The sequence below is a fragment of the Kribbella ginsengisoli genome, from assembly GCF_039537185.1.
Taxonomy (GTDB): Bacteria; Actinomycetota; Actinomycetes; order Propionibacteriales; family Kribbellaceae; genus Kribbella; species Kribbella koreensis.
The window spans coordinates 1-24,047 of sequence record NZ_BAABAA010000020.1 but is presented as its reverse complement, the minus strand read 5'-3'; the positions used below and the strand labels follow the sequence as shown (position 1 = coordinate 24,047).

Sequence of the window (24,047 nt, the reverse complement as noted above, 5' to 3'; positions counted from 1 at the left end):
GGACCCACCCGCCCTCAACAACTCGGGGGAGTTCCACATGCGATCAACCAAACCGATGGCGGCGCTGCTGTCCGCCGCACTGCTGACCGCAGGCGTTGGCGCCGCCGCAGGCGCAACAGCAGGCACCGCTCAGCGCACCGCTGCCGGCCCGCTCTCTGATCCGCCCGGTGGGTGGGAGGTGGGGACGCAGGCGGGGGGTGTGCATCGGCAGTTGACTTTGGTTACGGGCGATCGGGTAGACGTGGAGGTCCGGGCGGGGGTGCCCGAACGGGTGAGGTTTCTGCCGGGGGCGGGCAGTGGGTCGGTTAGTTCTGCGGGTGGGCATTTGTTTGCTGTGCCAGCCGGTGCTCGGGAAGCGATTGCTTCTGGGCGGTTGGATCGGCGGTTGTTCGATGTGACGACGTTGCTGGCTGAGTTGGGGGATGACAGCAAGTCGGCGTCGATTCCGGTGATCGTGGAGTACAGCGGGGATCAGGCCAAGGCACGGCGGGCAGGCACGTTGTTGCCCTCGCTCGGTGCTCGGGCGGAGAAGGTGCGCAGAGGGTCGGCTCGGGACTTCTGGAAGTCGGTTGACGGGACGAGTGCTGTTCGCCGGGTTTCGTTGGATCGGAAGGTGACGGCGGCGCTCGACTGGAGTGTGCCGCAGATCGGCGTACCGGCTGCGTGGAAGCGTGGGCTGACCGGCAAGGGGGTGAAGGTTGCCGTGTTGGACACCGGCATCGACGCAACCCACTCGGACCTGCGCGGCAAAGTCCTCAAGGCCAAGAACTTCTCCGCCGCGGACAACGTGACCGACCACTACGGCCACGGCACCCACGTCGCCGGCACGATCGCCGGTAGCGGCGCGGCATCCAAGGGCAAGTACCGCGGCGTCGCACCGGATGCCACACTCCTGAACGGGAAAGTCCTCGACGACGGTGGCGACGGCAGCGAGTCGACCATCATCGCCGGGATGGAATGGGCCGTCGCGCAAGGCGCCGACATCGTCAACATGAGCCTCGGGACCCAGGACGAGAGCAACGGCACCGACCCGGTCTCCCGCACGCTCGACGCGCTGAGCAAGAAGTCCGGCGCCCTCTTCGTCGTCTCGGCCGGCAACTGCGAAGGCAAGAACCAGATCGCCGCACCAGGCGCCGCCGCCCGGGCTCTGACCGTCGCCAACCTGATGCGCAACGGCGAACTCGAGGAGACCTCCTGCCACGGCCCGCGCGCCGACCGCGCGACCAAGCCCGACATCAGCGCCCCAGGCACCGACATCGTGGCGCCGCTCGCAGCAGGCGCGGACATCGGCTCTCCCGTCGACCAGTACTACACCTCCCTGACCGGTACTTCGATGGCCTCACCCCACGTCGCCGGCACGGCCGCCCTCCTAGCCCAACAGCACAAGGACTGGAACGCCACCCGCCTCAAAGCCCGCCTGATCTCCACGGCCGACCCGCTCCCCAAAGGCCCCGTCGACAACGAAGGCGCCGGACGCGTGGACGCCGACCAGGCCACGGACAACAGCGTCACCGTCGAGACCGGCGAGCTCGAGTTCGGCACCACCCTCTGGCCACACCCGACACCCAAGCCCGTCAGCCGAGTCCTCACCTACCAGAACTCGACCAAGACAGCCGTGACGCTCAAGCTGACCACCCCGCTCGACGCAGGCGACACCGCAAAGCCTCCGAGGTTGAGCGCGACGCAGGTCGTAGTACCGGCCGGCGGCAAGGCCTCTGTCACGGTGACGACCGATTCCGGCGAGGGCAAGGTCGGGCGGCACACCGGGCGGGTGATCGCGACTCCGGCGACGGGCGATCCGCTCGTCACGACGTACGGGTGGTTCCTCGAGCCGGAGATGTACGACGTGACGGTGCACGGCTACTACAGCAACGGCAAGCCGGCCGACGGCGAGTTGCTCTTCGTCACCAGACCCGATGGCGGGCTGGTCGACACGTTCGACGGTCTGGGCGGGCCGGAGATGTTCAACGGCATCGCCAGGATGCGGATCGCGCCAGGGACGTACTCGGTCTCGTCCACCTTCTTCCAGCCCGCGACGGACTCCGCGCCGGACACGTTCACCGTCGTCGCGTTGCCGCAGGTCAAGGTCGCCAAGACGACGCAGTTGACGCTCGATGCCCGCAAGGCGGTGGATGCGGGCGTCTCGCTGGACAGCAGGATCCAGCCGCCGGCCGGGCGGACGACGCTCGCGTACTACCGGCTCGACCGGTTCGGGAAGCTGAGTGGGTTCGAGGAGGTGTCGAGCAGTGGCGGTCCGGTGCGGACTCTCGCAGTACCGACAGGGCCGGTATCGGTCGGCAAGCTGGAGTTCAGCGCCGGGACGCGGCTGGAAACACCGGCGTACAAGCTCTTCCTCGGCCGCGCGAGCCTGCCGGTCGGCGAACTGCCGGGCGGGCCGCGGGTTGCCGGAAGCAAGCAGTTGGTCGTCGTAAAAGAGCTGGCTCACGCGGCCGGGAAGCTGGCGCTGATCGCCGCCGATCCGGAGGACGCGGATCTGGACGCGCTCGCGCTGGAAGCCCAACAGGCCAAGGCCGCCGGTGTCCTGTTCTACAACCCGTCAGAGCCAGGACTGTCGACCAACCCGACGGCGCTGACCACCACGGGCGTGAAGATTCCGGTACTCCGTACGTCGCGCGCCGTCGCCGACCTGCTGGCCAAGAAGCCCGGCCAGGTGGTCCGCCTCGACGGAACCATCTCCTCCCCGATCGTCTACGACCTCCTGAAGGCCTGGCCGGACCGGATCCCAGCCGATCCCCGGTATGCCGCCAAGGTCGACGAGCTGGCGCGGATCCGGGAGACGTACGGCGCGCAGACCAAGGCCACACGCCTGGCGGAGACCCGGGTGGGGTACACCCCGCTGGGCGAGGCGCACGGGCTCGACACCCGGCCGCTCGGGGTCGGACCGGTCAATCGGATCGCCTATGTGACCGCCGGTGAATGGGAGCAGCGAATCGAATCCGCTGAAGGCGACAACTCCGCCTTCTGGCGCAGTGGCGTACATCGCTACCGCGCAGGCGAGAGCCGGTCGATCCGATGGGGCAGCCCGGTGATCAACTCGGGTCTCCCGGCCAAGACGTCGAAGTGGCCGTCCGACGCCGGGATCAAGCGAACCGGCGGCAATCTGGTGATCGGTCTCGCGGGCTTCACCCAGGGATCGGATCACTACGAAGAGCCGGGTGGCATACCGGACGGAACCTATGCGGTGGCCCTGCAGCGTGACGGCAAGACGCTGGTGAAGGCGGATGAGCTGGTCATCAATGGGCCGGTACCGGAGGCCCCGGGCAGCTACCGGCTGACCCTGGACGCCAGGCGGACGTGGACGAAGTACTCGCCCCGGGTCCAGTCGATCTGGGACTTCAGGTCGCGCGGAGGTGCCGCGGAGGCGATGCCGCTCGTGCTCGCGGACCTCAACCTGCCGCAGGCGAACGCCTTCGGCCAGGTGCGGGTCGGCACGGCGGTGAAGATGACGCTGAACCTCCGCCAGCAGACCGGCGCCCCGACGGCTGCGTTCACCCGGGTGAGGGTGTGGCAGTCCTACGACGGCAAGACCTGGACACCGGTACTCGTGACGAAAACGCCAACCGGCAGTTACGTTGCCGCGAGCAACCATCCTGTCGCGCACGCCGGTGGCACGGTCGACCTCAGGCTCGACGCGACCGACGCCGCGGGCGGCCGGCTGCAGCAGACGATCACCAAGGCGTACGGGCTGACCCGGTGACGGCGAAGGGCGGTCCCTTGTGCAGGGACCGCCCTCTCGTCAGTCTTTGAACTCGGAAGCCCGGATCCGGTAGACCTGCAGGTTCAGGTCGTAGTACTTGTCGGTCTCGCCGACCCACTCCATCCCGAGCCGTTTGGCGGTCGCGATGGCGCGCTTGTTGTTCGGCCGAGCCACCGCGTACAGCTCGTCGGTCGCGCCCTCGTCGAACGCCCACGTCATCAGCGCCCGGCTCGCCTCGCTGGCGTACCCGTTGCCCCAGGCGCTCGGCCGCAGCTGCCAGCCGATCTCCAGGTCCTCCTCGTACGGCGGGAGCAGCCGGATCAGCAGCCCGCCGACCACCTCGCCGTCGTCCTTGCGGGTCACCGCCCAGCGGCCGGCCGGTACGACGAAGTTCGGCTGGGCCTCGATCCAGGCCTGCAGGATGACTCGCATCGTGGCGACATCGGTGACCTTGTCGATCGCCGGCGACAACCACTGAGCCACATCGGCCGAGCCGTAGATCTCCAGCGCGGCGTCGGCATCGTCTTCTTCCCAGTCCCGGATCAGCAACCGGTCGGTCTGCAAGGTGAGCGTCACCCAGCCAGCGTAGGCGGTGTTCGTTAACGGAGTATGAGGAAGCCCCCGGACCTGGGTCCCGGGTCCGGGGGCTCGGGCCGGGGCCGTCTGGGGGAGGACAGCCGCCGGCCGCGGCCGGAGTCGTCTCGGGGGGAGAGACGGACTCCGGCGGGGGCCGGAGAACACCTGAGGGGATCGGGTGTCTCCGGGCGCCGGCAGCTTCTGGGGGAAGAAGCCACCGGCCGAAGCCGGGCGCCCCGCGGGGGTAGAAGCGCCCGGAAGTCTGTCGCCGGAAGCCCCGTGTGGGGCTGCCGGACGTTTGGCTGCTCCCTCCGGGAGCCTCGTTGCGGAGGCTCCCGGAGAGGGTCAGCGTTGGCCCAGCTCGAGGGGCTGGGTGCGGATCCAGCGGGTGCTGGTCTGCTGGCGGCCCATGGCGATCACGTCGCCGGCCGGTCCCGCCGAGAAGACCCGGCTGCGCTGGGTCTGCTGGCGGGAGACGCCGACGCCGCGCTGGACCTCGGCGAGGAGCTGGTTCACCCGGTAGCGCAGGCCCTCCACCTCCGACTGGAGGTCGAGGATGTGCCGGATCCCCGCCAGGTTCACCCCCTCCTCCTGCGACAAGTGCTGCACGTACCGCAGCTTGGCCACGTCGTACGCCGAGTAGCGCCGCCCGCGCCCACTCGCCCGGCTCGGCGTCACGAGCCCGAGCCGGTCGTACTGCCGCAGCGTCTGCGGGTGCATGCCGGCCAACTGCGCGGCCACCGAGATCACGTAGATCGGGGTGCGGTCGTCCCAGGTCGGCACCTGGTTGAACGGGATGCCCATCAGGAACTCCCGAACAACCCGGCGCGCAGATCCGGTTGTGCCGACGCGGTGTTGAACTCCTGCAGCTTCATGCGCTGCTCGTCGGTCAACTCGTGCGGCACCTGCACCTCGATGGTCAGCAACAGGTCGCCCTTCGACCCGTCCCGGCGGACCGAGCCCTTGCCGCGAACACGCAACTTGCTGCCGTTCGCCGTACCAGCAGGGATCCGGACCGTGACCGGCAGGCCGTCGAGCGTCGGAACCTTGATCTCGGCGCCCAGCGCGGCCTCGGTGAAGCTCACCGGCACCGCCAGGGTCAGGTGCTCACCCTGCCGGCCGAAGATCCGGTGTGGCTTGACGTGCACGCTCACGTAGAGATCCCCTGCGGGTCCCCCACGCTCGCCTGCGGCGCCCTTGCCCTTGAGCCGGATCCGCTGACCGTCCTGCACGCCCGCGGGGATGCGGACCTGCATGGTCTTGCTCGACTGGCCGCGGCCGGAGCCGTGGCAGGTCTCGCAGGGCTGGTCGACGACCAGGCCGCGACCCTTGCACTCGGTGCACGGCTCGGTCATCGCGAAGACGCCACCCTGGACCGATGTCTGCATGCCCGTGCCTTCGCACTTCAGGCAGACCTTCGGCACCGTGCCGTACTTCGCCCCGGTGCCGCGGCACGTCTTGCAGGGCTCGTCGCTGGTCATCCGGAGTGCGACGGTGACACCGTTGACGGCCTCGGCGAACTCGATCGTCGCCTCGGTCTCGATGTCGGCGCCACGCCGCGGGCGGGCCGTCGAGGTGGTGGTCGTCGTGCGGCCACCACCACCGAACATGCCGCCGAGGATGTCGCCGAGACCGCCGCCACCGCCACTGGCCTGTCCGCCCCGGTTGAACAGGTCGCCGACGTCGAAGCCGAATCCCTGTCCACCCTGCGCCCCGCCACTGCCCGGCATCCGGAAGCCACCACTGCCGAACAGCCGGCGGGCCTCGTCGTACTCCTTGCGCTTCTTGGCGTCCCCGACGACGTCGTACGCCTCGGAGACCTCCTTGAACTTGGCCTCGGCCGACGCGTCCCCGGCGTTGGAGTCCGGGTGGTACTTGCGCGCCAGCTTGCGGTAGGACTTCTTGATCTCGTCCTGCTCAGCCGTCTTGGAGACGCCGAGAACCTTGTAGAAGTCCTTCTCCAACCAGTCTTTCGTACTCATCGACGCCCCACCTCCTCGGGGAGAATCCCTTACTCCGTTGGCTTGTCGGCCTCGTCAGCATCGGCCTGCTCGGCCGGGAGCTGCTCGGTCGGTTCGGAGACCGCGACCCGGGCCGCGCGCAGGATCCGCTCGCCGAGGCGGTACCCCGGTTGCATCACCAGCGTCGCGGTCGGACCGTCGACCTCGTCGGAATAGTTGTGCAGCAGGGCCTCGTGGATCCGCGGGTCGAAGGTGTCCCCGACCTCGCCGAACTTGGTCAGCCCCAGCTTCTCGGTGACACGCTCGACCGACTCGGCGACCGCCTTGAAGGCGCCTTCGAGCTCACCCGCCTCGCGGGCCCGGCCGATGTCGTCCAGGGTCTGCAGCAGCTCGGTCAGCACCGACCCGATGACCAGCTCGCGGTTCGTCTCCCGGTCCCGGTCGACCCGGCGCTTGTAGTTCACGTACTCCGCCTGCAGTCGCTGCAGGTCGGCCGTACGCTCGGCGAGCGCCTCGGTCAACAGGGCCTCCTGGGCGGACGGTCCGGCGATCAGGTCGGACGGATCACGCGGCGGCTGGGCGCCCGGCGTACCGGGCATCCCTGCTGCCGCGCCACCCGCGGGGGCGGCTGATTGCTCAGCCGGCTCCCGCAGGTTGCCCGTCTCCGGGTCGATCCGGCGCTTGTCCCGGACGACGGGTTCACCGTCGCCGAACTCGCTGCCTGGGTCGCGATCGGTCACTTGTCGTCCTCAGGCTTCTTGTCCTGCGGACGCTCGTCGTCGACGATCTCGGCGTCGACGACACCGTCGTCGTCGTTGCTCGAGCTGTCGTCGGCGGCCGACGCGTTGTCGTCCGATCCACCGGCGGCCTGGGCGTTCGCGTACATCGCGGCACCCATCTTCTGGCTGGACTGGGCGAGCTTCTCCGACGCCGCCTTGATCGCGTCGTCGTCGGTGCCCTCGAGCGCCTTCTTCAGCTCCGCGACGCCGTCCTTGACCTCGGTCTTGACGTCGTCGGGGATCTTGTCCTCGTTCTCCTGCAGGAACTTCTCGGTCTGGTAGACCAAGCCCTCCGCCTGGTTGCGGGACTCGACCGCCTCGCGGCGCTTGCGGTCCTCCTCGGCGTACTGCTCGGCGTCGCGGACCATCTGGTCGATGTCGGTCTTCGGCAGCGCGGAGCCACCGGTCACCGTCATCCGCTGCTCCTTGCCGGTGGCCAGGTCCTTGGCGTTGACGTGCACGATGCCGTTCGCGTCGATGTCGAAGGTGACCTCGATCTGCGGCACGTTGCGCGGCGCCGGCGGCAGGCCGGTCAGCTCGAAGTTGCCGAGCGACTTGTTGTCGCGGGCCATCTCGCGCTCGCCCTGGTAGACCTGGATCATCACCGACGGCTGGTTGTCCTCGGCGGTGGTGAAGATCTCCGAGCCCTTGGTCGGGATCGTCGTGTTCCGCTCGATGATCTTGGTGAAGACGCCGCCCTTGGTCTCGATGCCCAGGCTCAGCGGGGTCACGTCGAGCAGCAGGACGTCCTTGACCTCACCCTTCAGCACACCGGCCTGCAGGCTGGCGCCGACGGCGACGACCTCGTCCGGGTTGACGCCCTTGTTCGGGTCCTTGCCACCGGTCAGTTCCTTGACCAGCTCGGCCACCGCGGGCATCCGGGTGGAGCCACCGACGAGGATGACGTGGTCGACCTTCGACACGTCCACGCCGGCGTCCTTGATGACGGCCTTGAACGGCGCGCGGGCGCGCTCGAGCAGGTCGTTGGTGAGCTTCTGGAACTCGGCCCGGGAGAGCTTCTCCTCCAGGTGCAGCGGGCCGGAGTCGGTCAGGCTCAGGTACGGGAGGTGGATGCTCGTCTCGGCGGCGCTGGACAGCTCGATCTTGGCCTTCTCAGCGGCCTCCTGCAGACGCTGCATGGCCATCTTGTCGCCGGACAGGTCGGTGCCGTTCTTGTTCTTGAACTGGGTCACCAGCCACTGGACGATCCGCTGGTCCCAGTCGTCACCACCGAGGTGGTTGTCACCGCTGGTGGCCTTCACCTCGAAGACGCCGTCACCGATCTCCAGCAGCGAGACGTCGAAGGTGCCGCCACCGAGGTCGAAGACCAGGATGGTCTGCTCGGTGCCCTTGTCCAGGCCGTACGCCAGCGCGGCCGCGGTGGGCTCGTTGACGATCCGGTGCACGTTCAGACCGGCGATCTCGCCGGCCTCCTTGGTCGCCTGGCGCTGCGCGTCGGAGAAGTAGGCCGGCACGGTGATGACCGCGTCCGTGACCTGCTCCCCGAGGTACGCCTCGGCGTCCCGCTTCAGCTTCTGCAGCACGAAGGCGCTGATCTGCTGCGGGGTGAACTTCTTGCCGTCGATCGAGACGTTCCAGTCCTCGCCCATGTGACGCTTGACGGACCGGATGGTGCGGTCGACGTTCGTGGTGGCCTGGCGCTTGGCCACCTCGCCGACCAGGACCTCGCCGTTCTTGGCGAAGGCCACGACCGAGGGCGTCGTGCGCGCTCCCTCGGCGTTGGGGATGACGGTGGGCTCGCCACCTTCCAGTACGGCGATGACGGAGTTCGTCGTACCGAGATCGATACCGACCGCGCGGGCCATGTGTGTTACCTCCACGAAGTTGAGTGATACAGACTCAAGTTTGCCTCCCGGCCTGTCCGGATTCAAATCGGACCGGAGGTCCAGATCCGCAGACTTGAGTTCACCTGGCTCAACATTGCACCACTGCCGGTCCATTCCCAACCCCGGCCCCGGAATTTCAGGGTTCGGGCCCGGTAAGGCCCTGATCGGACCCCTGCCGCGGAAGGGTCTCCGCGTGGGAAGGTGTGCTCGTGAAACTCCGCCCCATGACGTCAGCCGACGAACCGGCCGTGCTCGCCCTGAACGCCGCCGCCGTCGAGCAGACGGACCCGCTGGGCCCCGACCGGCTGGACTGGCTCCGGCTGATCGCCGCCCACGCCGCCGTGGTGGAGATCGAGGGCGAGATCGCCGCCTTCGTCCTCACCTTCGCGCCCGGCTCCGCCCACGACTCCCTCGACTTCCAGTGGTTCGTCAACACCTACGCCGACCGCTTCCTGCACCTCGACCGGATCGTCGTCGCCGAGGCGCACCGCCGGACCGGCATCGCCACCTCGGTCTACCGGGCCGTCGAACGCGCCGCCAAGCCCTTCGACCGCCTGGTCGGGCGGGTCCAGTCCGACCCGCCCGACGCCCCCTCCCTGGCCTTCCACGCCGCCCGCGGCTTCGTCGAGGTCGGCAAGCTCCGCCGCCCGAACGGCACGACCAGCGCCATGCTCTCCAAGGAGCTGGCGGACTAGAGGGTCCGTACGTCGAGCAGTGCCCTGATCGGCAGGTCATGGCGCAAACGGGGGTCCATCAACCCGTCCACGATGACCGCGGCGCCGATCCACTGCGCGCCGCAGTCATCGACCAACTGGCGCACCACCCGGGCGGTCGCGCCGGTATCGGCCCAGTCGTCGACCATCAGCACCCGGTCCCCGGCCCGCACCAACTCACGCCGGAACCCGAAGTCGACATGCCGATCCCGATAGTCCGGCCCGGTAGTCCGCAGTACCCACCGATCGCTGTCATGCGCCGGCCCACCGTTCTTCCGGACCTCAACAAACCCGACACCGAGCGCGGCCGCCGTGAGCGCCCCGACCAGCGACCCCCGAGACACCGGCCCCAAGACGACCGTCGCCTCCGTCTCGTACAAACGCCCCAGCGCCGGCCCTAGCTCCCGCAGCAACGCGGCATCACGCCACCACCCGGTGATGTCGGCGTAATTCCTTCACGTACCGCCGTCGGTCTGCCACCGAAAGGCGGACCGCAACCGCCACCCCAGCGCAACCTCGGCTTTCATCTGCTTGGACATGCCTCCAGGGTGAGGGGTCGCTGGCGAGCTCGCACCGGGTTTTCCAACCGCCAGCCCATCAAACGACGTCCCCCGGTCGTTCCCCCCGCCTGCGGAGCCCCGACCCGGGCTCCTTTGATGGGCTGGCGGTCGCGGACCTGTGGACAACCCCCGACGCCCCGGGCCGAAATCGGCCACCATCTCCCCCATGGTGGTCTCCCCCACGGCGGTCGCCCAGGTCCTCGGGTCCGCGAACGGCCTGGCCACCTTCGCCGAGCTGCGGGCCTCGGTGTCCGGCGACGCCATCCGGAAGGCTCTCGCGGCCGGCTCGATCCAGCGCATCGCCAAGGGGGTGTGTGCGCTACCACCGGCCAGGGACCCCGACGCGGCCGCTCGTGCCCAGGGTGGGGTCGTGTCGCACTCGAGCGCGGCCGTCCTGCACGGATTCGACGTGCTCGAAGCGCCGACCACGGCACAGGTGACGGTCCCGCGAGGCCAACACCGACGGGCGAGCACCCTCGCTTGCGACCTGTACTGGGCGGACGACGTCCCCGCTTTCGACGGAAGGACCACCAAGCTGCGGACCGTCCTCGACTGCGCTCGCGCGCTGCCCTTCGCGGACGGGCTCTGCGTGGCCGACTCCGCGCTTCGCAAGGGTGCGATCCAGCGGGACCGACTCATGACGGCGGCCGCCGGGCTCGCGGGTCCGGGCAGCGCGCGGGTGAGGCGGGTGGCCGCGGCGGCCGACGGCCGGGCAGAGTCGCCGCTGGAGTCCGTCCTCCGGGCGAGGCTTCTCGAGGCCGGCTTCGACGAGTTCGTCCCGCAGTGGGTGGTACGGGACAAGACCTTCTCGGCCCGGATCGATCTCGCACAGCCGCGACTGAAGCTCGCCTTGGAAGCTGACAGTTTCGCTCACCATGGCAGTCGGAGCGCCCTGACCCGGGACTGCCGGCGGCACGCCAATCTGACCATCCGGGGGTGGCGGCTGATCCGGTTCTCCTGGGAGGACGTGATGCTGGATCCGGGGTGGGTGGTGGACGTGGTCACGAAGGCCCTACAACCGCCAAGCCATCAATCGACCCCCGTCGTGACGCCGGTGCGGCTGACGGGAGGCGCCGCGGTGAGGGTTTGATGGGGTGGCGGTTGGGCCCTATCCCTCCCGCCCACCCACGAACGTCCGATGCACCAGCGGAACCCCCGGCCGGTAGGCGAGGTGGAGGTACGACGGGGCGTCGAGGACGGCGAGGTCCGCCCGTGCTCCAACGGTGAGGCGGCCGACGTCCGTACGCCGGAGCGCCGCGGCGCCGCCTGCGGTGGCGGACCAGAGGGCTTCGGCTGGGGTCATGTGCATTTCGCGGACGGCCAGGGCGATGCAGAAGGGCATGGAGGAGGAGTAGCCGGAGCCGGGGTTGCAGTCGGTGGCCAGGGCGATCGTCACGCCGGCGGCCAGGAGGCGTCGGGCGTCCGGGTACGGCGACCGAGTGGAGAACTCGATGGCTGGGAGGAGGCCGGCCACGACGCCGGCCGAGGCCAGGGCGTCGACGTCTGCGTCGGTCAGGTAGGTGCAGTGGTCGGCGGCAGCGGCACCGACCTCGCAGGCGACCTGTACGCCGGGTCCCTCGCCCAACTGATTGGCGTGGACACGGGCCGACAACCCCGCCGCCTGGCCGGCTCGCAGGATGGCGCGGGCCTGGTCGGCGTCGAAGGCGCCTCGCTCGACGAAGACATCCACCCACTTGGCGTGCTTGGCCGCGGCCGTCAGCATCGGCCCGGTGACCAGGTCGACGTAGCCGGCCGGATCGTCGGCGAACTCCGGCGCCACCACATGCGCACCCAGGTACGTCGTCTCGTCGGTGAAGCCCGAGGCGATCGCCAAGGAGCGCGCCTCGTCGCCGACGGTCAGCCCGTAGCCCGACTTGATCTCCACCGTCGTCGTCCCCTGCCGGCGCATCTCGGCGACCAGGCGGCCGACGTTCGCCGTCAACTGCTCGTCGGCGGCGGCACGGGTCGCGGCGACCGTCGTACGGATGCCACCCGCGCTGTACGGCTGCCCGCTCATCCGCGCCGCGAACTCCTCGGCACGATCCCCGGCGAAGACCAGGTGCGAATGCGAGTCGACGAAGCCCGGAATGACCGCACGGTCGCCGCAGTCCGTCGAGCTGTCCGCCGCCGGCGCGGCCCGGCGCGAGCCGACCCAGGCGACCTTGCCGCCCTCGATCACCAGCGCCGCGTCGTGCAGTTCGCCGAGCGGCCCACCGTGCGCCGGGTCGTTGGTCACCAGCGAACCGATCCCGGTCACCAGCAGGGAGCTCATCGCGTCACCGCCTCGATCGAGGCGGCCAGTTCGGCACCGACCGCCAGCTTCACATGATTGCCTTCAGCCACAACCTGTACGCCGCCGGCCACCACATCGGTCACATCGGCGGCCGACGCGGCGAAGACCGCGGTCTCCACCGACCCACCGGTCCCCGCCGTCCGCACACTGTCCAGCCGCAACGCGACCAGATCCGCCCGGGCCCCGACCTCGATCACTCCGGCGTCGCCGAACCCGATCGACCGATGCCCCGCCACCGTCCCAGCAGCGAGCAACTCAGCCGCCGTCCAGTGCCCACGCTCCTGCGACGCCAGCCGCTCGTCGAGCTCGACGGCTCGCATCTCCTCGAAGAGATCGATCACCGCGTGACTGTCAGATCCCAACGTCAGCGGCGATCCCGCGTCCCGCAATGCCACCGACGGACCGATGCCGTCGGCAAGATCCCGCTCGGTCGTCGGACAGAAACACGAGTACGTCCCGGTACTCCCGAGCAACCCGATATCCACCGGCGTCAGGTGCGTCGCATGCACCGCACTCGTCCGCGGCCCGAGGAACCCGGACTCGTCCAGGAGTTGCGTAGGAGTCCGCCCGTACGCTGCCAGGCAAGCCTGGTTCTCCGCGACCTGCTCGGACAGATGCACATGCAAAGGGGCCTTGGGCAACGCATCGGCGACGGCCGTGAGCTGATCGTCCGGCACCCCACGGACCGAGTGCGCCGCCGCTCCGATCACCACGTCGTCCGCCCCACGCAGGTCGCGGACCCGAGCAGCCCAGCCCGCCGCATCCCCATCACTGAAGCGTTTCTGCACGTCATTCAGCGGCTGATCGATGCCCCCGGCCACATAACACGTGTCCAGCAAGGCGATCCGCAGCCCGACATCCTGTGCCGCCGCGATCAACGCAGCACCCATCGCGTTCGGTTCGTCGTACCGCTGCCCGCCCGGTCCGTGATGGAGATAGTGAAACTCCCCGACCGACGTGATCCCGGCCAGCACCATCTCGCCGTAGACCGCTCGCGCCAACCGGTAGTAGCTGTCCGGCGTGAGCACCGACGCCACGGAGTACATCTGCTCGCGCCAGGTCCAGAACGTCCCGCGCTCGGTCTGCGTGCGACCGCGCAGCGCCCGGTGGAAGGCGTGACTGTGACAGTTCGCCAGCCCCGGAATCACCAACCCAGCAAGCCGTACAGCATCACCAGACTCAGCTCCGACCTCGACCGACGTGAACCGGCCGTCAGCGACGGTAACCAGCACAGACGACGCGAGCCCCGTTGGCAGCAAGGCTTGTGCGCACCAGTAAGCAGTCACTGGGCAAGCTCTTTCAACACCGTCGCCAGCGCCTCGACCCCGGCCAGACAGTCGTCCATCTCGGCATGTTCGGCCGGCGAGTGCGAGATGCCGGTCGGGTTCCGCACGAAGAGCATCGCCGTCGGGATCCCCGCATCGGAGAACACCCCGGCGTCATGCCCGGCCCCCGTCGGCAACACCGGCGCATCATCCAGTACTGCGCTCAGCCGATCCCGCAACCCAGGCTGGAAATCCACGACCGGCGAGACCGACTCCGGCACCATCTCGACCGCGGTCCCGTCCCGCTCAGCCCGTTCGGTCGCCTGCCTGGTGATTGCTGCCAGCAACGACTCCAGCACCTCCGCCGATGCGGCCCGGGCATCCAGCCACGCGGTCACCTGCGACGGTACTGCGTTGGTCCCGTTCGGCTCGACAGCAAGCCTGCCGAAGGTAGCCCGCGCACCCGCCAGCCGCGCCTGCTTGTTCGCCGCCAGGGCTGTCATGGCATACGTCAGCATCGGGTCGTGCCGGTCCTCCATCAGCGTCGTACCGGCATGGTTGGCCTCACCGGTGAAGGTGAACCGGAACCGCCCGTGCGGCCAGATCGAGCTCGCCACACCCACCGGCGCAGTCAGCGCCCGCCCTTGCTCCACATGCAATTCGACGAACGTCCCCATCCGCGACAACAACGACGACGGCCCCACGCGATCCAGGTCGGCACCGTTGTCCCTCAGCGCGTCGGCCAGCGAGACACCCGTGCGGTCCTGCAGCGCGAATGCCTTCTCGGGCGTCAGCACCCCGGTGGCGATCCGGGACCCGAGACACGGCATCCCGAAGCGTGACCCCTCTTCCTCCACGAAGGCACCGACGCCGATCGGCACCGACGGCACGAATCCCTCAGCCCGCAGCCGATCGACCGCCGAGAGCGCCGACACCACCCCGAGCGGCCCGTCGAAGGCCCCACCGTCGATGACGGAGTCGAGGTGGCTGCCGGTCACCACCCCCGGAAGCCGAGCCCCGTGGGCGGCGCCGACTCCCCGCCCCCCGCCGAAGCCCGCTCCGCCCGACCCCGCTCCGGCGGCGCTTTCGCCGGGTTCCCACCAGGCGACCAGGTTGCCGATGCCGTCGGATTCGATTGCCAGGCCGCGCTGTGCGCACTGGTCGCGGAACCAGGCGGTCGCCTCCCGCTCGGTCGGGGTCCAGCCGCCGCGGTGGTAGCCGCCGGTCGAGGGGTCCTTGCCGATCGCGGCAAGGTCGGCCCACAGCTGCTCGAACGACTCGGTCACGCGCACTCCTCCATCGATCACGACATGGCAAGGGGTCGCCGGGAACCTGTCCCGGCGACCCCCAGCGTTACTTCAGGACAGCGGGTTCTTGCTCAGCCAGTCGGTGGCGACCGCCTTCGCGGCCTCCTTGCCGACGTCGATCCGCTTGACCAGCTCGGTCAGCGCCTCGGTGGTGAGCTTGGCCGACACCTTGTTCAGCACGTCGCTGATGTTGGCGCCGTTGTGGTCGGTCCGGATCAGCGGAACGATGTTGTTCGGCGGCAGGATGTTCTCCGGGTCCTCCAGCTGGACCCAGCCGTTGTCCGCGATCACCGACTGGGTGGTGAAGAAGTTCGACAGCTGGATCTGGTTGGTCTGCAGCGCCTTGGTGCTCAGCGGGCCGCCGGCGTCCAGCGTCTTGTACTCCTTGAACTCGACGCCGTACTTCTCCTTCAGCCCCTTCAGCCCGGCCTCACGGACCTTGAACTCCGAGCTGCCGCCGGCCACCATCTCCTTGGAGTGCGCCTTCAGGTCCGACAGCGACTTCAGGTTGTACTTGGCCGCGGTCTCCTTGTTGACCACGATGGTGTCCTCGTCGGCGGCCGGCGACTTGTCCAGCACCTCGAGGCCGGCCGGCAGCGCCGCCTTCAGCGCGTTGTACGCCGCGTCGTCCTCGGTCTCGGTGGCGCCCTTCTTGAAGTAGTCCAGCGCCGCGCCGGTGTACTCCGGAAGCAGGTGCACCGAGCCGTCCTTGATGGCCGCCATGTAGGTCTCGCGGTTGCCGATGTTCTGCTGGTACTTCACGTCGACGCCCTTGGCCGCGAGGGCCTGGCCGTAGATCTCGGCCAGCAGCTGGCTCTCGGAGAAGTCGGCCGACCCGACGGTGATGCTCTTCACCTCGCTCGGCGCGGGTGAGGTACCCCCGTCGCCGCTGGACAGCGGATCGCCCCCACCCCCACAGGCAGCCAGACCGAGGACCGCGACCCCGGCAATCGCAGTACGGATGAGTGTGTTTCTCAACACGGGAGCCTCCAGGATTTCGATGGGTACCGGCGAACGCCGCCGGTGTTCGGTGTCGAGGGATGGGTTCCGGCCATCAGTCGACCCGTAGACCTTTGGAAACGGTGATCCGGCCGGCCAGCGCGAACAGCAGGTCGAGCAGGATCGCCAGCAGCGCCACCAGCAGCGCGCCACTGAACATCTGCGGGAAGTCGCGCAGCTTCAGCCCGTCGACGACGTACCGGCCCAGCCCGCCGAGCGAGACGAGCGCGGCGATGGTCGCGGTGGAGACGATCTGCAGGGTGGCCGCACGCAGACCGGAGATGATCAGCGGCAGCGCGATCGGGATCTCCACTTTGGTCAGGATCTCCCGGCCGGTCATCCCCATCCCCCGCGCCGCGTCGATCGTGGCCGGATCGACACCGGACAGCCCGGCGTACGTCGAGGTCAGGATCGGTGGGATACCGAGCGCGACCAGCGCGATCAGTACGGGCAGGAAGCCGATCTGGTTGGTCAGCAGCACCGCGATCATCAGCAGTCCGAGGCTGGGCAGTGCCCGGGCCGCGTTGCCCGTGTTGATCGCCAGGAACGCGCCACGCCGGGTGTGCCCGATCCGCAGGCCGATCGGCAACGCGATCAGCGCGGACAGGCCGAGGGCGGCGAAGGTGTACCAGATGTGCTGGATGATCCGGGCGGTGATGCCTTCCGGACCGGACCAGTTGTACGAGTCGAAGAGGTACTCGAGCATCTCAGGCCTCCTGCACCGAAGTGACGATGCGGGCCCAGGGGGTGAGCACGCGTTGCAGGGTGACGATCAGCAGGTCGGCCAGCAGCGCGAGCAGCAGGGACAGCACCACGCCGACCACGACCGGGGTGAGGAAGTCCTTCTGGAAGCCCAGTGTGAACAACTCGCCGAGACCGCCGATACCGATCACCGCGCCGACGCTGACCATCGAGATGTTGGCGACCGTGACGACCCGCAGGCCAGCGAAGATCACCGGGACCGCGATCGGCAGGTCGATCGTCAGCAGCCGCCGGGCCGGGCCGTACCCGACCGCGATCGCGGCCTGCCGGACCTCTGGTGGCACCGAGCGCAGACCGTCGATCACGTTGCGGATCAGCAGCGAGACCGCGTAGATGGTCAGCGCGATGATGATGTTGATCCGGTCCAGTACCCGGGTCCCCAGGATCACCGGCAGCACGATGAACAACGCGATCGAGGGCAGCGAGTAGAGCACGCCGCCGAGCGCGATCAACGGATTGGCCAGCCAGGAGAACCGGGTCGCCACGTAGCCGAGCGGGATCGCGATGACCAGCCCGAAGATCACCGGCAGGATCGCCAGGTAGATGTGCTCGCTGAGCTGCTCCCAGATCAGCGAGAGGTTGTCGCCGATCCAGGTCATGACCGCAGCGCTCCGGCGAGGATGTTGTGGTCGACGATGCCGATCGCCTTGCCGGTCTCGTCGACGCAGACGCCCTGCTGGGTCGGCGAGGTCAGCAACGAGTCGAGCGCGGCCCGCATCGAGTCCGACTTGGTGAACACCGGGCCCACCGGGAGCAGGTCCGCGGCGCCGTTGCGCCAGCCCGTCGGGCGGCCGGCCTCGTCGAGTACCAGCTCGGCCGGCAGCGGGCCGAACTCGAGCTCGCTGATCTGCAGAAACGTAAGGGCCCGGTAACCGCGGTCCTGACCGACGAAGCTCTCCACGAAGGGGTCCGCGGGGTTGGCTAGCAGCTCCGACGGCGGGGCGAACTGGGCCAGCTTGCCGCCGACCTGGAGCACCGCGACGTTGTCACCGAGCTTGATCGCCTCGTCGATGTCGTGCGTGACGAACACGATCGTCTTGCCGATGTCGCGTTGCAGGCGGAGCAGTTCCTCCTGCAGCTGGTGCCGAACGATCGGGTCGACGGCGCTGAACGGCTCGTCCATCAACATGATCTTGGGATCGGCCGCGAGCGCGCGGGCAACGCCCACTCGTTGCTGCTGGCCACCGGACAGCTGGGCCGGATACCGCTCGGCCAGCTTGAGATCGAGGCCGACCCGCTCCAGCAGCTCCATCGCCGTGGCCCGGGCCTTCTTCCGGTCCCAGCCCAGCAACAGCGGCACGGTCGCGACGTTGTCGACGACCTTCTTGTGCGGGAACAGCCCCGCATGCTGGATCACGTACCCGATCCCGCGCCGCAGGGTGACCGGGTCGCCGGCGTTGATGTCCTCGCCGTCGATCGAGATCGTCCCGCTGCTGCGCTCGATCGTCCGGTTGATCATCCGCAACGAGGTGGTCTTGCCACAGCCCGAAGGTCCGACGAACACGGTGATCTCGTTGCTCGGGATCCGCATGCTCAGCTTGTCCACGGCCACGGTGCCGTCGGGATACTGCTTGGTGACGTCTTCGAACTCGATCATGGCGCCCCTTCGCGCTCGTCGGAGATCGCCCGAACGATCCTAGGGGAACGAGAGCCCGCGAACACGGTATTCCCGGGTATCTCGCCCCTCAAGAATGTGCACCTTAGCGCTATGGATTGCCTCGGTCGCACAGTGCAGCGATCAGCTCTCCCGCATCGGGATCCTGACGCCTCGTTCGGCTGCTACTTCTTCTGCTCGTTCGTACCCGGCATCGACATGCCGAATCACACCCATGGCGGGATCGTTGCTCAGTACCCGCTCGAGTTTCTGCCGGGCCAGGTCGGTGCCGTCGGCAACTGATACCTGGCCGGCGTGGATGGAGCGGCCCATCCCGACGCCGCCGCCATGATGGATGGAGACCCAGGAGGCGCCGCTGGCGACGTTGACCATCGCGTTCAGCAGCGGCCAGTCGGCGATCGCGTCCGAGCCGTCCAGCATGCCTTCGGTCTCCCGGTACGGCGAGGCGACGCTGCCGGTGTCGAGGTGGTCGCGGCCGATCACGATCGGCGCCTCCAGCTCACCCGACGCGACCATGTCGTTGAACCGTACGCCGGCCTTGTCCCGCTCGCCCTGGCCGAGCCAGCAGATCCGGGCCGGCAGCCCCTGGAAGGCCACCCGCTCCTGCGCCATCTTGATCCACCGGGTCAGGTGCTCGTTGTCCGGGAAGAGCTCGAGGATCGCCTGGTCGGTCTTGTGAATGTCCTTGGGGTTCCCGGACAGAGCGGCCCACCGGAACGGGCCCTTGCCCTCGCAGAACAACGGCCGGATGTACGCCGGTACGAAGCCAGGGAACTCGAAAGCCCGCTCGTACCCGGCCTTCCGCGCCTCGTCCCGGATCGAGTTGCCGTAGTCGAACACCTCGGCGCCCGCGTCCTGGAAGCCGACCATCGCCGCGACGTGCCGGGCCATCGAGGCCTGCGCCCGCTCGGTGAAACCGGCCGGGTCCTTCTCGCGAGCGGTCGCCCAGTCGTCGAAGTCCACGCCCACCGGCAGGTACATCAGCGGGTCGTGCGCCGACGTCTGGTCGGTGACGATGTCGATCGGGGCGCCCAGCTCGAGCAGCTCCGGCACGATCACCGCGGCGTTGCCCAGCAGACCGATCGAGAGCGGCTTGCGCGCCTTCTTGGCCTCTTCGGCCAGCCGCAGCGCGTCGCTCAGGTCCTTGGCCCGGACATCGAGATAGCGGTGCTCGATCCGGCGATCGATCCGGCTGCCGTCGACGTCGATGCAGATCGCGACGCCGTCGTTCATCGTGACGGCCAGCGGCTGCGCGCCGCCCATGCCGCCGAGGCCGGCGGTCAACGTGATGGTGCCTGCCAACGTACCGCCGAACTTCTTCGCGGCGACCGCGGCGAACGTCTCGTAGGTGCCCTGCAGGATGCCCTGGGTACCGATGTAGATCCAAGAGCCGGCCGTCATCTGGCCGTACATGGTCAGGCCCAGCGCCTCGAGCCGGCGGAACTCCTCCCAGTTGGCCCAGTCGCCGACCAGGTTGGAGTTCGCGATCAGCACCCGCGGCGCCCACTCGTGCGTCTGCATGACGCCGACCGGCTTGCCCGACTGCACCAGCATGGTCTCGTCGTTCTTCAGCGTGGTCAGCGTTCTGACCATCGCGTCGAAGGAGTTCCAGTTCCGCGCGGCCTTGCCGGTACCGCCGTAGACGACGAGTTCGTCGGGGTGCTCGGCGACCTCCGGGTCGAGGTTGTTCTGCAGCATCCGCAGCGCGGCTTCCTGCTGCCAGCCCTGGGCGGTGAGGGTGGTACCGCGGGCAGCGCGAACGGGACGTGGTCCGGACATGTGTGATCCAGCCTTTCAGAGCAGGGGGCCGGTGACGGCCTCGACAGCGGACAAGAAGGTGCCGTCAGCAACAAGCTGGACGGAGTGTTCGATCTCGGGAGCAAGATGCCGGTCGGTGCCCGGACCCTGCACGTGCTCGCGCAGCTTGCTTCGTACTGCGGCCGTCGCGGGCGACGGCTCGAGCGGCGCACGCAGGTCCAGCGCCCGTGCGGCCGTGAGGATCTCGATCGCCAGAACCCGTTGCAGGCCGTCGATGCTCTTGCGCAGCTTGCGGGCGGCGTGCCAGCCCATCGACACGTGGTCCTCTTGCATCGCGCTGCTCGGGATCGAGTCGACGCTGGCCGGTACTGCGAGCCGCTTCAGCTCGGACACGATGGCGGCCTGCGTGTACTGCGCGATCATGTGCCCTGAGTCGACGCCGGGATCGTCGGCCAGGAAGGCGTTCAGACCGTGGTTGCGGGCAACATCGAGGAAGCGGTCGGACCGTCGCTCGCTGATGCTGGCGACGTCGGCCACCGCGATCGCGAGGAAGTCGAGCACGTAGCCGACGGGCGCGCCGTGGAAGTTGCCGTTGGACTCGACGCGGCCGTCGGGTAGTACGACCGGGTTGTCGATCGCGGCGGACAGCTCGTAGCCGGCGACTGATGCGGCGTGGGTGGCCGTGGCGCGGGCGGCGCCGTGCACCTGCGGTGAACAGCGGAGTGAGTAGGCGTCCTGAACGCGGTTACAGTCAGGGCCGCGGTGGCTTGCGACGATCCCGCTGTCGCTGAGTACGGCCCGCAGGTTGGCGGCCGAAGCGCCCTGCCCGGGGTGGGGGCGGAGTGCTTGCAGGTCTGCGGCGAACACGCGATCGGTGGCGAGCTGACCCTCCACGCTCATCGCGGCGGCGATGTCGGCCGTCTTGAGCAGCCGGTCGAGGTCGGCGAGCGCGAGCACCAGCATGCCGAGCATGCCGTCGGTGCCGTTGATCAGCGCGAGGCCTTCCTTCTCGGCGAGGACGACCGGCTCGAGGCCGTGTTCGGCCATCGCCTCGGCGGTGTCGCGCAGGTTGCCGTCGGCGTCGCGGACCTTGCCTTCACCCATGACTGCGAGGGCAACGTGCGAGAGCGGTGCGAGGTCGCCGGAACAGCCGAGGCTGCCGTACTCGTGCACGACCGGGGTCAGCTGAGCGTTCAGCAGACCGGCGTACGCCTGGGCGGTCTCGACCTTCACTCCGGTACGACCGGTGGCGAGGGTTGAGAGTCGCAGGAGTGCGAGGGCGCGGACGACCTCGGTCTCGACCTCGGGGCCGGAGCCGGCCGCGTGCGACCGGATGAGGCTGCGCTGCAGCTGGGCGCGGAGCTCGGGTGCGATGTGCCGCGTCGCGAGTGCTCCGAATCCGGTGGAGACGCCGTAGTGCGGGGTGTCCGCATGCGCGAGCGCCTCGATCGCCGCCCGGGACTTCGCGATCTCCTCGAGCGCCTGGTCGTCGATCCGCACAGGCGCCCGGTAGCGCGCCACCGCGACGACGTCCGCCGGACTGAGCGGCCCGACACCGACTGTCACTGCCTGGGATGTTTGGCTGTTCACCCGCCCATTGCACCGCGCCACACCGCCCACCGATAGCACCGCCACCCCACCATATGTCTCAGACCCGAGACATCTCGCGCGGCGGCGCATCTGGCACCACCTGCACCGGGGACCGGAGGCCGGGGCCCTGCTCAGCGCCGGGCTGGGCGGAGACCGGTGGGGCGGAAAACCTGAGGGCAGGGCGGAGAACGTTGCCGGGACCCCGCGGCCCTTGCGGGGATTAGGGTCGGGGGATGGGGTTTGAGGTTCGGGTGGCTACGCCTGAGGACGCGGTGGGGATTGCGGGGGTCTGGGCTGCGGCGATGCCGCATCTGGTGAAGACGGCTCGAGGCATCGAGGCGGAGCTCCGGAAGACGACGACACGGGTGGTGCTGGTCGCGGTCGACGGTGAGGCGGTGATCGGGTACGGGAACATCTACCGGCCGGCTGACGAGGTGGCGCCCCGGGTGCGGATCACCGTGCACGTGCCGCCGGTAGAGCGCGAGCGTGGGATCGGGAGCGCTCTTGCCGATCAGGTGACCGCGGTGGCTGTGGAGGCGGGGGCCCACAAGTTGCTGACCGTCGTCGCCGACGAGGACGCCTCGAAGGCGTTCGCTGAGCGGCGTGGGTTCGTGGTCGGCCGGCGGATGAGTCATTCGCGGGCCGAGTTGAGCGCCGTACCGGAGGTGGCGGCTGTGCCGGATGGGCTGCGACTGGTGGACTACACCGCGGTCGACCCACGCAGTCTGTGGGAGGCTCACGCGGCGGTCGCCGGGGACGATCCGAGCGGACTGTCGCACATCTCGGCCTACGAGGACTGGCTGAAGCACGACTGGGACCACCCGGATCTGCGCCTTGACCTGAGCGCCGCGGTGCTGGACGGCGACCGGGTCGTCTCGTTCGTGACGACGACGGCCGATCCCGAGCGCCGGGTGATCTGGTCCAATCTGACCGGGACGGTTCCGGCGTACCGGGGGCGGGGGCTGGCGAAGGTGGTGAAGTCGGCCGCGCTCACGCGGAGTCGCGACGCCGGGTTCGAGCAGGCGTTCACCGGGAACGACGCGGCCAACAAGCCGATGCTCGCGGTCAACGAGTGGCTCGGCTACCGGGTGGCTGCCGCCGCCTGGACGGCCGAGAAGACGCTCCAGCCGGTGGACCAGACGCCTGAGGCGGCGGAGCAGCCGTCTGGACCCGCAGAGCAGACATCCGAGCCGGTGGAGCAGCAGCGGTGACCCGGTTTCTGCTGTCGGTGGGCTTCTTCGGCGTGCTGTCCGTCGGGGTCGGGTTCCTGCTGTCGGGGGATGACTTCTTCGACTGGTGGACGGCGCTCGGGCTGTTCGCGCTGGCTCTGGTGGGCGAGGGCGTGCGGTTCCGGATCCGGCGCGGACGCACCGAAACCCGTCAATCGTCCGAAATCTGAGACGGGCGGGCTACTCTCACTGTTGTGAGCGGCAACGTTCCCGCCTCGACCCGCACTCTGCGGGTGCTGACGTTCCTGGCCACCCAGCCCGGACCGGTACCGATGGAGCGCATCGCCTCCGCGGTCGGACTGCCACGCTCTTCGACCTACCACTTGCTGAAAGCAATGATCAGCGAGGGCTTCGTGGTGCACCTGCCGGAGGAGAAGCGGTACGGACTCGGCGTCGCAGCCTTCGAAATCGGCTCCGCGTACCTGCGCCACGACCCGCTCGAGCGCCTGGCCAGGCCGTTGCTGGCCCAACTCGTCGCCGAAGTCGGCCAGACCGCCCATCTGGGCGTCCTCCACGGGCGGGAACTCGTCTACCTCCTGAAGGAACAGCCCCCACGGCCGGTCACCCTGGTCACCGACATCGGCGTACGCCTCCCTGCGACCCTGACCGCATCCGGCCGCGCTCTGCTCGCCGCCCTACCGCCGGCCCAGGTTCGCGCCCTGTTCCCCACTCCCGAGAGCTTCGTACGCCGTACTGACCACGGCCCGCAGACCTTGAGTCAGCTCCGACGGATCCTGGCCGACGAAAAGCGGCAGGGGTACGCGGTGGAGGACTCGCACATCACCCCTGGCGTCGCCTCGGTCGCGAGTGCGGCCGTGGACTATGCGGGGCATCCGGTGGCGGCGATCAGCATCAGCTTCCGCACGGATGCGGTCCCGGCCGGCGAACGGTTCCTGCTGGCCCGCCGGACCCGGCAGGCAGCGGACGCCCTCACCCGCCGGCTCAGCCACTGAAAAGGTCTGTAAAACACATTAAGGGCCACCCCTTGCGGGGTGGCCCTTAACAGTGTGAATGTCCGGCGACGTCCTACTCTCCCACGACCTACCGGTCGCAGTACCATCGGCGCTGTCAGGCT

At 69.0% G+C, this 24,047-nt stretch carries 21 protein-coding genes; 6 read left to right on the top strand and 15 right to left on the bottom strand.

Features of this window, described 5'->3' with window-relative positions; genetic code table 11:
* The first annotated feature begins 37 nt into the window (after window positions 1-37).
* Window positions 38-3,718, top strand: coding sequence for a S8 family peptidase (locus tag ABD768_RS39605; protein ID WP_344849559.1), 3,681 nt, complete (start codon window positions 38-40; stop codon window positions 3,716-3,718).
* A gap of 39 nt (window positions 3,719-3,757) precedes the next feature.
* On the opposite strand, the gene ABD768_RS39600 is transcribed toward ABD768_RS39605, so the two are convergent.
* The 5 genes from ABD768_RS39600 to dnaK all read right to left on the bottom strand — a co-directional run bounded on the left by ABD768_RS39600 (window position 3,758) and on the right by dnaK (window position 8,860).
* Window positions 3,758-4,294, bottom strand: coding sequence for a GNAT family N-acetyltransferase (locus tag ABD768_RS39600; RefSeq protein WP_344849557.1), 537 nt, complete (start codon window positions 4,292-4,294; stop codon window positions 3,758-3,760).
* Window positions 4,295-4,639: 345 nt separating this feature from the next.
* The gene (locus ABD768_RS39595) at window positions 4,640-5,098 is read right to left on the bottom strand and encodes a heat shock protein transcriptional repressor HspR (protein WP_344849553.1); all 459 of its coding nucleotides are present in this window, start codon (window positions 5,096-5,098) and stop codon (window positions 4,640-4,642) included.
* Window positions 5,098-6,276 (bottom strand): molecular chaperone DnaJ, encoded by a 1,179-nt coding sequence (dnaJ, locus tag ABD768_RS39590; protein WP_344849551.1) that lies wholly within the window; start codon window positions 6,274-6,276, stop codon window positions 5,098-5,100. The genes ABD768_RS39595 and dnaJ overlap by 1 nt, the downstream gene beginning before the upstream one ends.
* Before the next feature lie 29 nt (window positions 6,277-6,305).
* A complete protein-coding gene (gene grpE, locus ABD768_RS39585) occupies window positions 6,306-6,995 on the bottom strand; it encodes a nucleotide exchange factor GrpE (protein WP_343974467.1) in 690 nt (229 codons plus the stop codon).
* On the bottom strand, window positions 6,992-8,860 hold the full coding sequence (gene dnaK, locus ABD768_RS39580) for a molecular chaperone DnaK (RefSeq protein WP_343974464.1): 1,869 nt from the start codon (window positions 8,858-8,860) through the stop codon (window positions 6,992-6,994). Before dnaK ends, grpE begins: the two co-directional genes overlap by 4 nt.
* Window positions 8,861-9,090: 230 nt before the next feature.
* Here dnaK and ABD768_RS39575 point away from each other — a divergent pair, with 230 nt between their 5' ends.
* Window positions 9,091-9,576, top strand: a complete 486-nt coding sequence (locus tag ABD768_RS39575) for a GNAT family N-acetyltransferase (protein WP_343974461.1) — start codon at window positions 9,091-9,093, stop codon at window positions 9,574-9,576.
* Here ABD768_RS39575 and ABD768_RS39570 read toward each other — a convergent pair.
* Window positions 9,573-9,974 carry a phosphoribosyltransferase family protein gene (locus ABD768_RS39570; protein ID WP_344849548.1) on the bottom strand — a complete coding sequence of 134 codons (402 nt, stop codon included), beginning with the start codon at window positions 9,972-9,974 and terminating at the stop codon, window positions 9,573-9,575. The genes ABD768_RS39575 and ABD768_RS39570 overlap by 4 nt on opposite strands.
* Before the next feature lie 346 nt (window positions 9,975-10,320).
* Here ABD768_RS39570 and ABD768_RS39565 point away from each other — a divergent pair, with 346 nt between their 5' ends.
* Window positions 10,321-11,244, top strand: a complete 924-nt coding sequence (locus tag ABD768_RS39565) for a DUF559 domain-containing protein (RefSeq protein ID WP_344849546.1) — start codon at window positions 10,321-10,323, stop codon at window positions 11,242-11,244.
* Between the two features lie 18 nt (window positions 11,245-11,262).
* Here ABD768_RS39565 and hutI read toward each other — a convergent pair whose 3' ends face one another.
* From hutI to hutH, 9 genes are all read right to left on the bottom strand, one after another.
* The gene (hutI, locus tag ABD768_RS39560) at window positions 11,263-12,426 is read right to left on the bottom strand and encodes an imidazolonepropionase (RefSeq protein WP_343974455.1); all 1,164 of its coding nucleotides are present in this window, start codon (window positions 12,424-12,426) and stop codon (window positions 11,263-11,265) included.
* Complete coding sequence (locus tag ABD768_RS39555) at window positions 12,423-13,733, bottom strand: formimidoylglutamate deiminase (RefSeq protein ID WP_343974453.1); 1,311 nt, start codon at window positions 13,731-13,733, stop codon at window positions 12,423-12,425. The genes hutI and ABD768_RS39555 overlap by 4 nt, the downstream gene beginning before the upstream one ends.
* Entirely contained in the window at window positions 13,730-14,998 is a 1,269-nt protein-coding gene (locus tag ABD768_RS39550) for an allantoate amidohydrolase (protein WP_343974451.1), read from the bottom strand. The genes ABD768_RS39555 and ABD768_RS39550 overlap by 4 nt, the downstream gene beginning before the upstream one ends.
* A gap of 72 nt (window positions 14,999-15,070) precedes the next feature.
* Window positions 15,071-16,000 carry an ABC transporter substrate-binding protein gene (locus ABD768_RS39545; protein ID WP_343974449.1) on the bottom strand — a complete coding sequence of 310 codons (930 nt, stop codon included), beginning with the start codon at window positions 15,998-16,000 and terminating at the stop codon, window positions 15,071-15,073.
* A gap of 73 nt (window positions 16,001-16,073) precedes the next feature.
* Window positions 16,074-16,724 carry an ABC transporter permease gene (locus tag ABD768_RS39540; RefSeq protein WP_344849544.1) on the bottom strand — a complete coding sequence of 217 codons (651 nt, stop codon included), beginning with the start codon at window positions 16,722-16,724 and terminating at the stop codon, window positions 16,074-16,076.
* Between the two features lies 1 nt (window position 16,725).
* Window positions 16,726-17,379, bottom strand: a complete 654-nt coding sequence (locus ABD768_RS39535; RefSeq protein WP_344849541.1) for an ABC transporter permease — start codon at window positions 17,377-17,379, stop codon at window positions 16,726-16,728.
* On the bottom strand, window positions 17,376-18,377 hold the full coding sequence (locus ABD768_RS39530) for an ABC transporter ATP-binding protein (RefSeq protein WP_344849540.1): 1,002 nt from the start codon (window positions 18,375-18,377) through the stop codon (window positions 17,376-17,378). Before ABD768_RS39530 ends, ABD768_RS39535 begins: the two co-directional genes overlap by 4 nt.
* A gap of 141 nt (window positions 18,378-18,518) precedes the next feature.
* Window positions 18,519-20,174 (bottom strand): urocanate hydratase, encoded by a 1,656-nt coding sequence (gene hutU / locus ABD768_RS39525; protein WP_344849539.1) that lies wholly within the window; start codon window positions 20,172-20,174, stop codon window positions 18,519-18,521.
* Window positions 20,175-20,189: 15 nt separating this feature from the next.
* Window positions 20,190-21,743, bottom strand: coding sequence for a histidine ammonia-lyase (hutH, locus tag ABD768_RS39520; RefSeq protein ID WP_344849538.1), 1,554 nt, complete (start codon window positions 21,741-21,743; stop codon window positions 20,190-20,192).
* A 233-nt stretch (window positions 21,744-21,976) separates the two neighbouring features.
* Here hutH and ABD768_RS39515 point away from each other — a divergent pair, with 233 nt between their 5' ends.
* From ABD768_RS39515 to ABD768_RS39505, 3 genes are read left to right on the top strand one after another with little or no spacing between them, the layout of a single operon-like run.
* Complete coding sequence (locus ABD768_RS39515; protein WP_344849537.1) at window positions 21,977-22,954, top strand: GNAT family N-acetyltransferase; 978 nt, start codon at window positions 21,977-21,979, stop codon at window positions 22,952-22,954.
* The gene (locus ABD768_RS39510; RefSeq protein ID WP_343974430.1) at window positions 22,951-23,142 is read left to right on the top strand and encodes a hypothetical protein; all 192 of its coding nucleotides are present in this window, start codon (window positions 22,951-22,953) and stop codon (window positions 23,140-23,142) included. Before ABD768_RS39515 ends, ABD768_RS39510 begins: the two co-directional genes overlap by 4 nt.
* Window positions 23,143-23,166: 24 nt before the next feature.
* The gene (locus tag ABD768_RS39505) at window positions 23,167-23,925 is read left to right on the top strand and encodes an IclR family transcriptional regulator (RefSeq protein WP_343974427.1); all 759 of its coding nucleotides are present in this window, start codon (window positions 23,167-23,169) and stop codon (window positions 23,923-23,925) included.
* The last annotated feature ends 122 nt before the right edge of the window (window positions 23,926-24,047 follow it).